This window comes from Pontibacter akesuensis (assembly GCF_001611675.1).
Taxonomy (GTDB): domain Bacteria; phylum Bacteroidota; class Bacteroidia; order Cytophagales; family Hymenobacteraceae; genus Pontibacter; species Pontibacter akesuensis.
Map to the genome: position 1 here is coordinate 2192962 of NZ_CP014766.1, position 14761 is coordinate 2207722.

At 53.2% G+C, this 14761-nt stretch carries 11 protein-coding genes; 7 read left to right on the forward strand and 4 right to left on the reverse strand.

Annotation, left to right across the window (positions count from 1 at the left end):
- Positions 1 to 118: 118 nt before the first annotated feature.
- Complete coding sequence (locus A0W33_RS09310) at positions 119 to 610, forward strand: DUF4168 domain-containing protein (RefSeq protein WP_068837900.1); 492 nt, start codon at positions 119 to 121, stop codon at positions 608 to 610.
- Positions 611 to 684: 74 nt separating this feature from the next.
- On the opposite strand, the gene A0W33_RS09315 is transcribed toward A0W33_RS09310, so the two are convergent.
- Together A0W33_RS09315 and asnS are read right to left on the reverse strand one after the other, a co-directional pair.
- Complete coding sequence (locus A0W33_RS09315) at positions 685 to 2250, reverse strand: hypothetical protein (RefSeq protein WP_068837901.1); 1566 nt, start codon at positions 2248 to 2250, stop codon at positions 685 to 687.
- 338 nt (positions 2251 to 2588) lie between these two features.
- Positions 2589 to 4028, reverse strand: coding sequence for an asparagine--tRNA ligase (gene asnS / locus A0W33_RS09320; RefSeq protein WP_068837902.1), 1440 nt, complete (start codon positions 4026 to 4028; stop codon positions 2589 to 2591).
- 353 nt (positions 4029 to 4381) lie between these two features.
- Here asnS and rpoN point away from each other — a divergent pair, with 353 nt between their 5' ends.
- The 4 genes from rpoN to A0W33_RS09340 all read left to right on the forward strand — a co-directional run bounded on the left by rpoN (position 4382) and on the right by A0W33_RS09340 (position 8981).
- On the forward strand, positions 4382 to 5833 hold the full coding sequence (gene rpoN / locus A0W33_RS09325) for an RNA polymerase factor sigma-54 (protein ID WP_068837903.1): 1452 nt from the start codon (positions 4382 to 4384) through the stop codon (positions 5831 to 5833).
- 580 nt (positions 5834 to 6413) lie between these two features.
- Positions 6414 to 7397, forward strand: a complete 984-nt coding sequence (yiaK, locus tag A0W33_RS09330) for a 3-dehydro-L-gulonate 2-dehydrogenase (RefSeq protein WP_068840031.1) — start codon at positions 6414 to 6416, stop codon at positions 7395 to 7397.
- A 114-nt stretch (positions 7398 to 7511) separates the two neighbouring features.
- Entirely contained in the window at positions 7512 to 8135 is a 624-nt protein-coding gene (locus tag A0W33_RS09335; protein ID WP_229802078.1) for a hypothetical protein, read from the forward strand.
- 63 nt (positions 8136 to 8198) lie between these two features.
- The gene (locus tag A0W33_RS09340; RefSeq protein ID WP_068837904.1) at positions 8199 to 8981 is read left to right on the forward strand and encodes an enoyl-CoA hydratase-related protein; all 783 of its coding nucleotides are present in this window, start codon (positions 8199 to 8201) and stop codon (positions 8979 to 8981) included.
- A gap of 115 nt (positions 8982 to 9096) precedes the next feature.
- Here A0W33_RS09340 and A0W33_RS09345 read toward each other — a convergent pair whose 3' ends face one another.
- Positions 9097 to 9804 carry a hypothetical protein gene (locus A0W33_RS09345; RefSeq protein ID WP_068837905.1) on the reverse strand — a complete coding sequence of 236 codons (708 nt, stop codon included), beginning with the start codon at positions 9802 to 9804 and terminating at the stop codon, positions 9097 to 9099.
- A gap of 220 nt (positions 9805 to 10024) precedes the next feature.
- Here A0W33_RS09345 and A0W33_RS09350 point away from each other — a divergent pair, with 220 nt between their 5' ends.
- The gene (locus A0W33_RS09350) at positions 10025 to 10600 is read left to right on the forward strand and encodes a DUF4142 domain-containing protein (protein ID WP_068837906.1); all 576 of its coding nucleotides are present in this window, start codon (positions 10025 to 10027) and stop codon (positions 10598 to 10600) included.
- Positions 10601 to 10692: 92 nt separating this feature from the next.
- On the forward strand, positions 10693 to 11265 hold the full coding sequence (locus tag A0W33_RS09355; protein WP_068837907.1) for a DUF4142 domain-containing protein: 573 nt from the start codon (positions 10693 to 10695) through the stop codon (positions 11263 to 11265).
- Positions 11266 to 11502: 237 nt separating this feature from the next.
- Here the strand turns inward: A0W33_RS09355 and uvrA are convergent, their stop codons facing one another.
- The gene (gene uvrA, locus A0W33_RS09360; RefSeq protein WP_068837908.1) at positions 11503 to 14418 is read right to left on the reverse strand and encodes an excinuclease ABC subunit UvrA; all 2916 of its coding nucleotides are present in this window, start codon (positions 14416 to 14418) and stop codon (positions 11503 to 11505) included.
- Positions 14419 to 14761: the final 343 nt, after the last annotated feature.

Genomic DNA, 14761 nt, shown 5'->3' on the forward strand with positions numbered 1-14761 from the left:
TTTGCCATAACGGCTGCAACACAACTATTTCTTTTAAAGCGGGTATAAAGCTGAAGGTGCCAGGAAAAAAATCCCACCATCAACCAAGTTTTTACCTTTCATTTCAATCCTGAATCTTATGAATTTAACGCATAAATTAAAGGGCGCTGCCTTCGCTGCGCTGCTATTCGGCGCTACGGCGGTTACCCCGGTTTTTGCGCAGCAAGCCACGGCACCCGCACAGCAGGGCCAGCAGCAAAACTTCACAGAAGCTGAGCTAAAGCAGTTTGCCAACGCTAACTCCCGTTTGATGGTCATTCAACAGGAGGGCGAGAAAACCATGATGGGCATTCTGGAGGAAGAAAAGCTAAGTATAGACAAGTTTAACCAGATGGCGCAGGCACACCAGCAGCAGAAGCTTGCCGAGGTGGGAGCCACGCCGGAGGAAATGGCTGCCTTTAACAAAGCCGCACAGCGCATGATGGAGTTGCAGCCGGCCATGCAGAAGCAAGTGGAAACAGCCATTCAGAAAGACGGCATGACGCTGGACAAGTATGAGCAGATTATGATCGCCTACCGCCAGGACCAGGCACTGCAGCAGCGTGTGCAAAAACTAATGGAGCAGCAGTAGAATAAAACCGATAAGCAAGCAAAAGCCCCGGCAGTGACTAACTGCCGGGGCTTTTTTATAGGAAATGTAGAAGCCTACTTCTGCTGCACCGTCTGCTCGGGCACCTGGCCGTGGGCAAACTCCACAATACGGAAGGTCCGGGTCTTACGGTCGTAGTAGCCGTAGTGCAGCTTATCGCCGTAGCGGTACATGGTCTGGAACTCCGGCTCACGCTTCAGCTCGCGCTCATACGCGTCCACTTTTTCCTGCAGCACCTCCACTTCGCCTTCCTGCTCTACCTTGTTCAGGCTTTGGGCATCCAGCACAGTATGGAAGTATGTGCTGATACCCGGGCCAGTCGGGAATCCGCTGCCCTGTCCAAACGGATCGTAGAAATAGCGGCTGTAGTAGGGCGAGTTCAGGTAATAGCTCGGGATATTATAAGCTGGTGTCCAGCGGCCGGGAATCAGGGCCAGACCACGTGAAGTGCGCACATAGCGGTCCGGAGTCTTCACCATACGGTTCTGGTCCCGGCTGCCGTTGCGCTCGTCTGGCGCTTTGTAGGAGCCAATCGTGAGCTGCAGCGTGCTGTCGCTGTACGTATCCACGGTGATGGCCGGAATGCCCGTTGCCAGGTTTCTCATCACCTTATCCTGCTTCTCGATTACCTGCTGCCCATCAGAGAACAAGCCCCTGGTGCCGCGCTGGTGTACGGGTGTCGATTTGATGGCAATCTCCTCGTTCTCCCCGTAGTTATATTCCTTTATAGGCTGCAGCGTGTTGAAATCGAAGGCAGCCAGCTTGAACTTGTCTTTCTCCAACTGCACACGGAACAGCTTGTCCTGGTGAAGGAAAGAGTTAAAGCTAGGGGAGTTGCGCTGCTCCAGCACCGGCAGTGTGCGGTACTGCGTCTGGCCGGTGTTCCAGTCCAGCGTCAGAATCTCGGTTGTTGTTTCATCCGATTTCTTTCCGCGTACCGCGTAGCCGTCAAACACCATGTGCAGCTTATCACCACGGGTATAGATCTTGCTGCGGTGATGGCCCGTGAACACATTGCGCTCCAGGTCCGGGTGCACGTAAATCATACCAGACTCGCGGGCATGGCGTTCGCGGGTGCGGGGCATATCCTCAGTTTTAAAAACCTGGTGGTCCATCGTCGCCACGTTCTCCTCGGAGTCGCGGTACAGGTGGAAGTTCTCGTCCTTATCCGTGTACAGCATATAGAAGTGGTCCTTGTCGCCGAAGCCACCGATAAAGGTCACTTTGCGGTCCAAGTCCAACTGCACATCCTGCATGCTGCGGAAAGCGCCGGTGTGGCGGTTAATGGCAAAGGGGCGCACGTACTCGCGGCGGCCGTTCACAAAGCGGCTGTAAAAGATAAATTCATCATCTGTTACGCGGCTTCCCAGCACCTGCGGGTCTTTGGACTGACGGTACGGAATCTGGTGCTGCGCCAGTTTCTGACCGGTGGGGGAGATTAGGGCAAAGTTAAGATTGCCGTTCTGGTAATAGTAAATACACACCATGCCGTCGTCGTCTGCCACCGATACTAGGTCCTCGGCGCGGCTCATGGGTAATTCTATATTGGCGAACTCTTTCTGGGCATTGGCCGCAGTGGCGAAGGCCCCCACAAAGAGCAGGCTGAAAAGTAGTTTACGCATAGTATAAAAGCTTGAGATTAATACTATTACAACTACAAATACTTGGCCAAAGTATAAAATATAGCTGGGAATGTATTAAAAGTTTAAGGCACATCCTTACTTGCCGCATATACTAGTTGGTAAAACCTGGAAGCGCATTCTGATACCCCTACCAATAACATTCCCACAGTACATCCGGGTCTGGTAAGTATGGGCAAAAGTGCTGCTGCTTTAGCTTTTAAGTAGACAGCGTTCGATGGTGTCTTCTTATCACTTTGACATCTTCTTAAGGAATTATGAGTCCATAAAAAAAGCCCGGCCAAAGTATAGCCGGGCTCTCCTGCAAAGTATAAAGTCACTTAGAACTCTGCGTTCTGCGGCGTTCTCGGGAAAGGAATTACGTCGCGGATGTTGCCCATGCCGGTCACAAACTGCACCACGCGCTCAAAGCCCAGACCGAAGCCTGCGTGCGGACAGCCACCGAAGCGGCGGGTATCCAGGAACCACCACATCTCCTCAGGGTCAATGCCCACCATTTTCATGCGTTCCACCAGGATGTCCATGCGCTCCTCGCGCTGCGAACCACCCACAATCTCGCCGATGCCCGGGGCAAGTATGTCCATGGCAGCCACGGTTTTCCCGTCGTCGTTCAGGCGCATGTAAAATGCCTTGATGTCCTTCGGGTAATCTGTCACGATCACCGGCTTCTTGAAGTGCTTCTCCACCAGGTAGCGCTCGTGCTCGCTCTGCAGGTCGATGCCCCAGCTCACGTCGTACTGGAACTTCTTCTTTTTGTAGTGGTTGGAGTTCAGCAGAATGTCGATGGCCTCGGTATAGGTAACTCGCTCAAACTCGTTGTTCACTACCAGTTCCAGCTTCTCGATCAAGGTCATTTCCTGGCGCTCGTTCTGTGGCTTGGCCTTGTCTTCTTCGGCCAAACGCTGCGCCAGGAACTCAATGTCTTCGCGGTTGTGCTCCAGCGCGTGGCGGATGATGTACTTGATAAACTCCTCGGCCAGGTCAGCGTTCATTTTCAGGTCGTAGAAAGCCATCTCGGGCTCAATCATCCAGAACTCGGCCAGGTGGCGCGTGGTGTTGGAGTTCTCGGCACGGAAGGTCGGGCCGAATGTATAGATATCGCTGAAGGCCATGGCGGCAACCTCGCCTTCCATCTGCCCGGAAACCGTCAGGTTGGTGGCGCGGCCGAAGAAGTCTTCGTTAAAGTTGATGTGGCCTTCTTCAGTGCGTGGCGGGTTATCCAGGTCCAGGGTGGTTACCTTGAACATCTCGCCAGCGCCTTCTGCGTCAGAAGCCGTGATGATAGGCGTGTGCATGTAAACAAATCCCTTTTCGTTGAAGAACTTGTGCACGGCAAAAGCCATGGCATTACGTACGCGGAACACAGCACCAAACGTGTTGGTGCGGAAGCGCAGGTGGGCGATCTCACGCAGAAACTCCAGCGAGTGCGCCTTCTTCTGCAGCGGGTACGCCTCAGGATCAGCTTTGCCCAGCACCTCTATGCTCTTCGCCTGAACCTCAAAGGCCTGGCCTTTACCCTGCGAGGCAACCAACTCACCGGTCACGGCGATGGCGGCACCGGTGGTCACGTCTTTCAGTACCTCTTCGCTGAAAGCATCGGCGTTGGCTACTACCTGCAGGTTATTTATTGTGGAACCGTCGTTCACGGCGATAAAGGTCACATACTTGTTCCCGCGCTTGGTGCGCACCCAGCCCTTCAGCAGGACGTCCTGGCCCTCTCCGGCGCCTGTTAACAAATCTTTTACTTTTGTGCGTTGCATGTGTATGTCGTCGTTATGGCGTATCAGGTCACGCGTGTGAAGATACAAGTCTATTATTTTCTGTTTTGGTAGCGGGCACAAGTAACAAGTAGGAGGCAAAGAGCAGACTTTTTAGGAATAGGTGTAAAGCCTTTTTCTTCTGCTCTTTTCGCCGTAACGGCTGCCTCAACTCCTGATCCTGCTCTTAAATCATCAGCAATTACACCAATGAAATCCTGTGTCTTTTGTCCTGCTACTGGTGTCTTTCATAAAACCCCTCAAAGTAACGATATTTTAACCTTTTTTGTAAATGCGAGTAAAATTATCCTAAATTTGGATGTGCACTTCACAGCACAGTTTTTTCCTTTAGAACTATGCAGCGACTCGATTTAAGACAACTTTTATCTCAGAAGTTATCGCCGCAGCAGATACAATTTATCAAGCTGCTGCAGATACCTACTGCTGAGTTAGAGATGCGCATAAAGGAGGAAATGGAGATAAATCCCGCGCTGGAGGAGGGTCGTGAAGAAACAGCCGATGAGTACAGCGAGTCGGACGATTATGATAACGACAGCGACGAAGACTACGGCAAGGATGATGTGGTGGACATCAACGACTACCTTAACGACGACGAAATAAGCGGCTACAAGATGCAAGGCGACCGCGGCGGTGATGATGATAACGACCGGGACCTGCCTATTGCCATGACCTCTTCCCTGAACGATTCGCTGATGGACCAGCTGGGCTACCTGGAGCTGGACGACAAGCAGTACAGCATCGGCATGCAGCTGATTGGCAGCATCGACCACGACGGTTACATTCGCCGCGACCTGCGCGCTATTGCCAACGACCTTGCCTTTTCGCAGAACATCGAAACCACCGAGGAGGAGATAGAACTGGTGCTGCACCTGATTCAGAGCTTCGACCCGGCGGGTATTGGCGCCCGCGATCTGCCGGAGTGTCTGTTGCTGCAACTGGAGCGCCGTGAGCAGGACAAAATAACCGTGCTTGCCGAGCGCATCATTCGGGAGTCTTTTGATGAGTTCACCAAAAAGCATTATACCCGCATTCAGAGCAAGTTCGGAATCACTGAGGATGAGCTGAAGAAGGCGGTGGACCTGATCATCAAACTGAACCCAAAGCCCGGAGGAGCTGGCGCCGGCATGACGCGCGTGCAGTACATTATCCCGGACTTTATACTTACCAACAACAACGGCCAGTTGGAGCTGTCGCTTAACTCGCGCAATGCCCCGGATTTGCGAATCAGCCGTTCGTATTCTGAAATGTTCGATGCCTACGATAAGTCGGACAAGAAGGACAAGAAGCTGAAGGAGACGGTAACGTTTGTGAAGCAGAAGCTGGATGCGGCCAAGTGGTTTATCGATGCCATTCGCCAGCGCCAGAACACGCTGCTGCGCACGATGGAGGCCATCATCAAGTACCAGCATGATTTCTTTCTGGAGGGTGATGAGAGCGAATTGCGCCCGATGATCCTGAAGGATATTGCCGAGGAAATCGGGATGGACATTTCGACTGTGAGCCGCGTAGCGAACAGCAAGGCTGTGCAGACTGAGTTTGGTATTTACCCGCTCAAATACTTTTTCTCCGAAGGCATTGCCACCGACTCCGGCGAGGATGCCAGCAGCCGTGAGGTAAAGCACATCCTCAAAGAAATCATCGATAAAGAAAGCAAGCGCAAGCCGTTATCGGACGAGAAGATCGAGAAGATGCTGAACGAGAAAGGCTACAATATTGCCCGCCGCACTGTAGCGAAGTATAGGGAGCAGCTAAATATTCCGGTTGCCCGCCTGCGCAAAGAGCTATAGTGCATTCTGCTATTCCATACTTGCTTAGCTGCCTTACCACCAGACGCTCGCGGGTCTAAAGACGCCGCGAGGTCTTTAGACCCGCTGCTTTCCGCAACTTCAGCCAAGCTATCCTTTCTAGCTACTGTTTATCCTCTAGCTCCCAAATACCTATCGTTTCACCTTTAGCTTTGGAGCGCTCACGGCTGGGGTAGGGGCCCTATGTGAGCGGGGCCTCTTCTCGGGCATCGCGCTGTGCAATTGAAGCAGCCATGGCTCCGCTGCGGGCTGCCCTAGCGGGCACCGCAACATGCACAAGGCGCTCTTTTTCGAGGGCCCTACCCCCACCCAAGGACTGGAATCGTTTCGGATAGCCACTGCTTTTGTGATGCAATAAAGGCCAAGTCCCCCTTTGAAGGGGGTAGGGGGATGTTTATACTTCTGCTGACAACTCCCCTCCTTAAACAAGAAGGGACAGGAGTGGTTGGATCACGGCAGATAAGCCGGTCCTCCAGACTTCTCTAGAACCGTAACACCAACGACCAATCAACCCTAGCCATACGTGCCACCGTACACCTCAAAGTATCAAAACAAAAAAGAAATGAAGGTGTCTTTCGAGGAGCTAAAAGCGCAGTTTAACAAGGTGCTGCTGAAAAACGGGTTTAATGAGGAGCGGGCGGAACTGTGTGCCCGGGTTTTTGCCGAGAACAGCCGGGACGGCGTGTACTCGCATGGGCTGAACCGCTTTCCGGTGTTTGTGCAGCTGGTGAAAGACGGCCTGATAAAAACTGATGCGGAGCCGGAATGCACCAACCGGCAGGGGGTCGTGGAGCAGTGGGACGGGCACATGGGCCCCGGCATGTACGTTGCCCTGAAAGCCACCGAACGCGCCATTGCGCTGGCAAAGGAAAACGGCATGGGTTGCGTGGCGGTGCGGAACACCAACCACTGGATGCGCGGCGGCACGTATGGCTGGCAGGCTGCAGACGAAGGGTGTGTCTGCATTTGCGCTACCAACTCTATCGCCAACATGCCTCCCTTCGGAGGGAAAGAGCCGCGGCTGGGCAATAACCCTTTGGTCATTGCGGTGCCGCGGAAAGAAGGGCACCTGGTGCTGGATATGGCCATTTCGCAGTTCTCGTACGGCAAAATGCAGGAGTATGAGCTTAAAGAAGAGGCCTTGCCCGTGGATGGGGGCTATGATGCAGAAGGGAACCTGACAAAAGATCCGGGTAAAATAAGAGAATCAGAAAGGCCACTGCCAATTGGCTTCTGGAAAGGTTCGGGGCTGTCTTTCATGCTCGATGTACTGGTGGCGGCGCTAAGCAACGGGCGCGGTGTGGCGCAGGTAACAGACAGTGGCAGCGAAGCTGGCGTGTCGCAATTCTTCCTTTGCATCAACGCGCAAAGTATAGATGAGGCTTTGCTGAACAGCATAGTGAACTATACCAAAAGCAGCGCGCCAGCCGATGGCAAAGGCGAAGTGCGCTATCCGGGCGAAGGCACGCTGAACACCCGCAGGAAAAGTGAGCAGGAGGGCATACACGTAAGCGAGGAGATGTGGCAGAAGGTGCTGGAACTGTAACGGCATCATCAAAGCCAGTTGGGCAGGCGCCCAAGTATAGCAGCATATAAAAGCAGAATTCTTATCTTAGATGCCATTCAGCATTCTTAATTTCTAATTCATAATTCTTACTAAGTGAACCGTTCGCTTGCGCAGGTACTGTCCGTGCTGTTTCACCCGCTGTTGCTGCCCACGTACCTTTTTGCGATTATACTTTATTACATGCCCACTTCCATGCTCACACTGCCGATGCAGGTGCGCTGGGTGGTGCTGGGCATGATTTTCTTCACCACCTTCATTATCCCAAGTATAGGCGCCTATGCCATGGTGCGCCTGGGCCACCTCGATTCGGTGGAGATGGACCGGCGGGAGCAGCGCAGCCTGCCGCTGTTCTTCACCGCCATCTGCTATGCCGCCACCGCCTACTTGCTCTACACCGAACCGGCTTACGATGCGCTCTTCTACTTTGTGATGGGAATTATTGCGGCGTCGGTGTTCTTTACCTACGCCATCTCGCATTTCTGGAAAATAAGCGCACACAGCGTGGGCATGGGCGGCGGGCTGGGACTGCTGCTGGTGCTGAACAAAATAGCACCCGATGCCATGCTTATCATCCCGATTGCCATTGCCATATTCCTGACCGGTGCCGTGCTGACGGCGCGGCTGGCGCTGCAGGCGCACACGCCGGCGCAGGTGTACGCTGGTTTCGGAGGAGGTTTGGTGCTGGCCGTGATAGCGGCCTCTGTGGCGCTGTATTAGTGGCCGACTTGGCAATCGGGCCGTAATGCTTAACTTTGGTTATCTCAACAAAACTCTAAACGCATGAACTACGAGTGTCTTTTATACGATGTGCAGGATGGCATCGCCACGATTACGCTAAACCGTCCGGATGTATTCAACGCCTTCAACGACCAGCAGAGTTACGACCTGCAGGATGCCCTGAAGCAGGTAAGCCGCGATGAAAACGTGCGCGTGGTGGTACTGACAGGCGCCGGTAAAGCCTTCTGCTCGGGTCAGGACCTGAAAGCCATCGCCGGTGCCAGCAAGCGCGATTTGTCAGAGTCGCTGGAGAAGCGCTATAACCCGATTATCCGCGCCATGCGTAATCTGCCGAAGCCCATTATCTGCAAACTTAACGGGGTGGCTGCCGGTGCAGGCTGCTCCCTGGCGTTAGCCTGCGACATGGTGATCGCTTCCACGGCGGCAAGTATGATTGAGGTATTCGTGAACGTGGGGCTGGTGCTGGACTCCGGTTCGTCGTTCTTCCTGCCGCGCGTGGTGGGCTCGCTTAAGGCGTTTGAGCTGAGCACGCTTGGCTCGAAAGTATCCGCCGACGAGGCGCTGCAGCTAGGCATGGTAAACAAAGTGGTAGCCCCGGAAGAACTGGATGCTGCCGTGGCAGAGCTTGCCGCCCGCTTTGCCGCCAGCCCAACCAAGGCCATTGGCCTGATGAAGAAGATGCTGAACAAGTCCTTCAACTCCACGCTGGACGAGATGCTGGATTACGAAGCTTACTGCCAGAAAATTGCCGGTAACTCCGAGGACTACAAAGAAGGTGTAACGGCTTTCAATGAGAAGCGCAAGCCGCAGTTTAAGGGGAACTAAATATACTTATAAGTATGAACAAGAAAGCCAGGCAGCAGTGTCTGGCTTTTTTTGTGGCACATGTTTCCATCCAGGCAAAATCCATACTTGGTGCGCGTGCAGGAAGTAAGAAGCGCTAAAAAGAATAGCCCACCGAGATGTTGAGCTGCGGCGTAGGATCCAGGAGAATGGCAGAGTTCTCCTCCGCTACCAGGTCGTATCCCCGGATGTTGTCGGTCAGGAGCTCGTTGGCGCCTTTGGCAAGCACATACTGCAGGCGCCCGCCAAGTATGGCCGACACCTCTGCCGTAAAGTTTCGCCCTAGTTTAAACTGCCCGCCCGCCTGGTAGGCAAGCTCCAGGGTGTTCTGGTATAGCCGGCCAACAAAGCGGTAGTCCGGGTCCTGCGGGTTGCGCTCAGGTAAGTTGAATACATTCTCCTCAAAAACCATAAAGCGGTAGCCAAACACAGGGCCATGGAAAAAGCCAAAGGGCGTGCCGCTGTATTTTTTGGAAGTATAATAGCGTTGGCTCATACGCACCTCCACGCCATCGGCATTCACCTTGTCTGGCGAGAAAAAACTATCGCCTTTGAAGTAACCACGGTACACGTAGCCCAGGGCAATTTCATTTGAGATGCGTTCAGAGCGCATTTTCTCATAGGATACCTGCACTGCCCCCATCCTTAGCAGGTTCAGCTTCAGCACCCGGTCATGAGCCTTGTCAATCAGCAGGTCTTCGTTTCGCATCTCCTGGTCATCGTCCTGCTGGGCCATAGCCGGTGTGAGCAGCAAGAGGAGCAAAGGCAGCAGTAAAAGCTGGTAAATTCGTTTCTTTCTGATCATGTTTAAAGCATTAACTAGTACTGGTACGGATAAAAAAGAATTTGTTCCTTTCCGGTTCAAGCGTTCGTTCGCAGGGCTTGTCTTTATTTGTACTTTTCTATGTATGAGAAAGGGGTGGCCTCTCTGCTGAAATAGTGGAAGTATGCATTAACTTAATGATAGTTAGGGCGTATACCTATCGATATTGCGAAATGATTTTCACCAAAACGGACATAAAACTATGAAACGAATTGCATCAACCGGATTAATACTTAGTACCTTTTTATTTACGATGGCTTCTTGTAACCAGGAAGGCGGAGCTGTAGAAGAGGCACAGGAAGTAAACGAACAGCAGGCCGAGGGTACGGAAATGGAAGACCAGATGACGAACGTGTCTGACTTCATGACCAAAGCCGCAAGCTCAAACATGCTGGAGATACAGGCGGGGCAACTGGCTCAGCAAAAAGGCCAGATGAAGGAAGTAAAGGACTATGCCCAGATGATCGTAACTGACCACCAGCAGGCCACGCAGAAGCTAACGCAACTGGCGCAGCAGAACAACATCGTGTTGCCCGACAGCATGAGCCAGGAGCACATGAACATGCTGGAGGAACTGCGTGGCAAAACAGGCCAGGAGTTTGACCGGGAGTATATGAACCTGATGGTAAGCTCGCATGAGGAGGCGGTAAGTTTGTTTGAGAATGCCTCTAACGAGCTGGAGAACCAGGAGGTGAAAAGTTTTGCCAGCAGTACCCTACCAAAGCTACGCCAGCACCTGGACCGTGCACAGCAGCTAGAGAATAATATGAAAAAGTAACAAACAGTAACCTTAAGCAGTTTATCTGACTATAAGAAAGCATCTGTAAGTTATATCTTGCAGGTGCTTTCTGTTTTAAACACACATCCTTTATGAAAAGAACTATACAGTACAGCTTTGCCGCACTGGCGCTGGCGTTTGCCACTGCCTGCGGCTCCGATGATAGTATCGAGCAAGCCACTGCACAAAGTATGGAGCAGTTTGAGGCTGCCGGTGTGCAGGAGGACATGGAGAACGATGCCTTGTTTGCCGCCGAGGCTGCCAGTGCCAGTATGCTGCAGGTGCAGTTAGGAGAGGCTGCCGCAGGTATGGCCGTTAGCCCCGAGGTGAAGGGGCTGGCGCAGGAGATGGTAACAGCGCATCAGAACATCCTGAACGATTTACGCGAAATGGCCACAGAGGGAAACTTCGTGCTGCCGAGCACACTGGGCGAGGCGCATCACAAAGCATACCAGGAGGTAACTGAGCAGTCGGGCATATCTTTCGACCTGGCTTACCTGAAGCGCATTGTGGAGCAGAACGAAACGCTGATAGACCGTTACGCCGATATGGCCGAGCACGGGCAAATAATGGCCCTGAAACAGTACGCCAGCAAGCAATTGCCCTTGCTACGGCAGCACCAGGAGATACTGGAGGAGATGCAGGACGAGATCGATAATATTTAAGCAACCGGTTTTCCCTGGCGCCAGTGTCCGCTTGTCCCGACGTGTATAAGCATATCTGCTAAAGCATTTTCCTCCGACTGCTGTCATCTCGACGACAGGAGAGATCTTTTTAGAATTTCAGATAGATCTCTCACTCTGTTCGAGATGACAGTTAGTCCATAAAATATCAAGTATAAAAAGAGCCGCTGCTAAAGTATAGCAGCGGCTCTTTTTATACTTGATATGCGGCGGGTTTGATTACTCTGCCGCCTCCTTCTCATTTTCGCGGTAGATGCTCGTTTTGAGCTCCTCCTTCAGGAAGTGTGCCGTATAGCCCTTGCCTTTCTTAGCGACATCTTCCGGCGTGCCGGCGGCTACAATGGTGCCACCGCCTTCGCCGCCCTCTGGCCCAATGTCAATCAGCCAGTCTGCCACCTTAATCAGGTCCAGGTTGTGCTCGATGATGAGCACCGTGTTTCCCTTGTCCGTCAGCTTGTGCAGTACCTCCGTCAGGTGCTCGATGTCCTGGAAGTGCAGGCCCGTAGTCGGCTCGTCGAGGATGTACAGCGTCTGGCCAGTATCTTTCTTCGACAGCTCTGTAGCCAGTTTCACACGCTGCGCCTCACCACCCGATAAGGTGGTGGCCTGTTGGCCTAGTGTGATGTAGCCCAGGCCTACCTCGTTCAGCGTCTGGATTTTGCGCAGGATGCGTGGCTGGCTGTCGAAGAACTCAGTGGCTTGTTCCACCGTCATCTCGAGCACATCCGTGATGCTCTTGCCTTTGAATCGAACTTCCAGCGTTTCGCGGTTGTAGCGCTTGCCCTTGCATACCTCGCAGGGCACGTACACGTCCGGCAGAAAGTTCATCTCAATCGTACGCATGCCCGCGCCTTCGCAGGCCTCACAGCGGCCACCCTTCACGTTAAACGAGAAGCGGCCCGGCGTGTAGCCCCTGATCTTTGCTTCGGGCAGCTGCGCAAACAAGCTGCGGATATCCGTAAACACGCCGGTGTACGTGGCCGGGTTAGAGCGTGGCGTGCGGCCAATCGGCGACTGGTCTACCTCGATAACCTTGTCAATTTTGTCCAGCCCCTCGATGCTCTTGTAAGGCAGCGGCTCGCGCTTTGCCCTAAAAAAATGTGTGTTCAGGATCGGGTACAACGTATCATGAATGAGGGATGACTTACCGCTGCCGGACACACCGGTCACGCAAATCATCTTACCCAAAGGCAGTTTCAGCGTTACGTTCTTCAGGTTATGGCCTGTGGCGCCAATAAGCTTTAGTGTTTCGCCATTACCCGGGCGCTTTACGCGCGGAATCTCAATACCGCGGCGGTTACTCAGGAAGTTTGCCGTGGTGGTGCCTGCCTGCAGCATCTCCTCGGGCGTACCCGCCGATACCACCTGCCCACCGTGGATGCCGGCTCCCGGACCAATGTCCACCACATAGTCTGCCTGCATGATCATGTCCTTGTCGTGCTCCACCACAATAATGGAGTTGCCCAGGTCGCGGAGGTCTTTCAGGGCGTTGATCAGGCGTTCGTTGTCGCGCTGGTGCAGACCTATACTTGGCTCATCCATAATATATAGCACACCCACCAGCTGCGTACCGATCTGCGTAGCCAAACGGATACGCTGGCTTTCGCCACCGGAAAGTGTTCTTACCGGGCGGTGCAGGCTCAGGTAATCCAGTCCCACATCCAGCAGAAAGCCGATGCGCTTACGGATTTCCTTCAACAGCTCTTTCGCGATGACGTTCTGGCGCTCGCTCATTCTATCTTCCAGTCCCTCAAACCAGGCCGCCAGTTTGGTGATGTCCAGTACCGAAATCTCGCCGATGTTCTTTTCGGCAATCTTAAAGTGCAGCGACTCCTTTTTCAGGCGGTAGCCGTTACACTCCGGGCAGGTATTGGTCTGGGTAAAATCCTCTACCCAGGAGCGGATGTTGTCGGAGTCAGACTCCATCTGGTTTTTGAGAAAGTTGATGATTCCCTCAAACTCCACCACATAGTTGCCCTTTTTGGTTTTCACCTCCAGGTCTTCCTCCAGCCCGTACAGCAATACCTTCAGCAAATCCTCCGGCAGGTCTTTAATAGGCGTAGCCACAGAGGCCTTGAAGTGCTTGAGCAGCGCCTCTATCTGCTTGAAGATCCAAATGTCGCGGTACTCGCCAAGCGGTGCAATGCCTCCGCGGCGAATGCTCAGCGACTTATCCGGTATCACCGATTCCTCCGTTATCTCCTGCACCTCACCCAGGCCATTGCAAACAGGGCAGGCTCCGTAAGGCGAGTTAAAGGAGAAGGAGTTTGGCGCCGGATCATCGTAAGCGATACCCGTGGCAGGGTCCATGAGGTGACGGGAGAAGAAATGCGTCTGGTTTGCATCCGCATCAAGTATAAGTACCGTTCCTTTGCCATGTGTCAGCGCGTTCTGCACTGAGCTGGACAAGCGGTAACGGTCATCCTCCTTCACCACAATCTTATCCACCACAATCTCAATGTCGTGGATCTTGTAGCGGTCTACCTGCATCTTCGGCGTGATCTCCACCAGTTCGCCATCGATGCGGGCGCGGATAAAGCCCATCTTCCGGATCTGTTGGAACAGTTCACGGTAATGACCCTTACGGCCTTTCACCACCGGAGCCAGCACCACAATGCGCTTGTCGTTGAAGTGCTCCAGCATGTGGCTCACAATCTGGTCATCGCTCTGGCGCACCATTTTCTCGCCCGTCACATAACTGAAAGCCTCGGCCGTACGCGCCCACAACAGACGCATGAAATCGTAAATTTCGGTGATGGTGCCCACCGTGGAGCGCGGGTTGCGGCTGGTGGTTTTCTGCTCAATGGAAATTACCGGCGACAGTCCCTCAATCTTGTCCACATCAGGCCGCTCCAGGCCACCCATAAACGAGCGGGCGTAGGCCGAGAACGTCTCCATGTAGCGGCGCTGCCCTTCGGCATAAATGGTATCGAAGGCCAACGACGACTTGCCCGAGCCACTAATGCCGGTGAACACCACCAGCTTGTAGCGCGGCAGTTTGATGGAAATGTTTTTGAGGTTATGTTCGCGGGCACCGTATACTTCAATCTGCTGCGCGTCGCCGTTTATACTTGGCGTGGCGGTGGCCGTATCGGTGCCCGTGGTAGTGAGTTGTTGCTCCTGGTTTAAAGCCATTCGGAATGGGTTGATCTTAAATAGCAAAGTTACATAAATCCCGGGGCTTCTGCTGTGCAAAAGTCCATCCCTTCTTAACAGAAAACTGGAGCAATTGGTTTAGGAGCGGCGGGTTTTATACTTGTGGCTGTGGTCTGGAGGAAAGAAGTTTCCAGCGGCATCAAGTCATGCTTAACCGCTTTCACATAAAGCATAACACCTGGGGCTGCGCCTCCGTTGTTTCTGCTCCCGCTGCCGGAGTAGGGAATCAAACAGGATAAAGTGCAGCATCCGCTATAAAACAGCAAAAGCAGGCCCCGGTGAGAGCCTGCTTTTGCTGTAAGATAAATCTGCAAGTATAGCC

Coding starts and splice junctions, on each gene's coding strand:
- A0W33_RS09350 (WP_068837906.1), top strand. CDS start 10,025: ATGAAACGAATTGCATCAACCGGATTAATACTTAGTACCTTTTTATTT.
- A0W33_RS09340 (WP_068837904.1), top strand. CDS start 8,199: ATGAACTACGAGTGTCTTTTATACGATGTGCAGGATGGCATCGCCACG.
- A0W33_RS09355 (WP_068837907.1), top strand. CDS start 10,693: ATGAAAAGAACTATACAGTACAGCTTTGCCGCACTGGCGCTGGCGTTT.
- A0W33_RS09345 (WP_068837905.1), bottom strand. CDS start 9,804: ATGATCAGAAAGAAACGAATTTACCAGCTTTTACTGCTGCCTTTGCTC.
- A0W33_RS09315 (WP_068837901.1), bottom strand. CDS start 2,250: ATGCGTAAACTACTTTTCAGCCTGCTCTTTGTGGGGGCCTTCGCCACT.
- yiaK (WP_068840031.1), top strand. CDS start 6,414: ATGAAGGTGTCTTTCGAGGAGCTAAAAGCGCAGTTTAACAAGGTGCTG.
- uvrA (WP_068837908.1), bottom strand. CDS start 14,418: ATGGCTTTAAACCAGGAGCAACAACTCACTACCACGGGCACCGATACG.
- rpoN (WP_068837903.1), top strand. CDS start 4,382: ATGCAGCGACTCGATTTAAGACAACTTTTATCTCAGAAGTTATCGCCG.
- A0W33_RS09310 (WP_068837900.1), top strand. CDS start 119: ATGAATTTAACGCATAAATTAAAGGGCGCTGCCTTCGCTGCGCTGCTA.
- asnS (WP_068837902.1), bottom strand. CDS start 4,028: ATGCAACGCACAAAAGTAAAAGATTTGTTAACAGGCGCCGGAGAGGGC.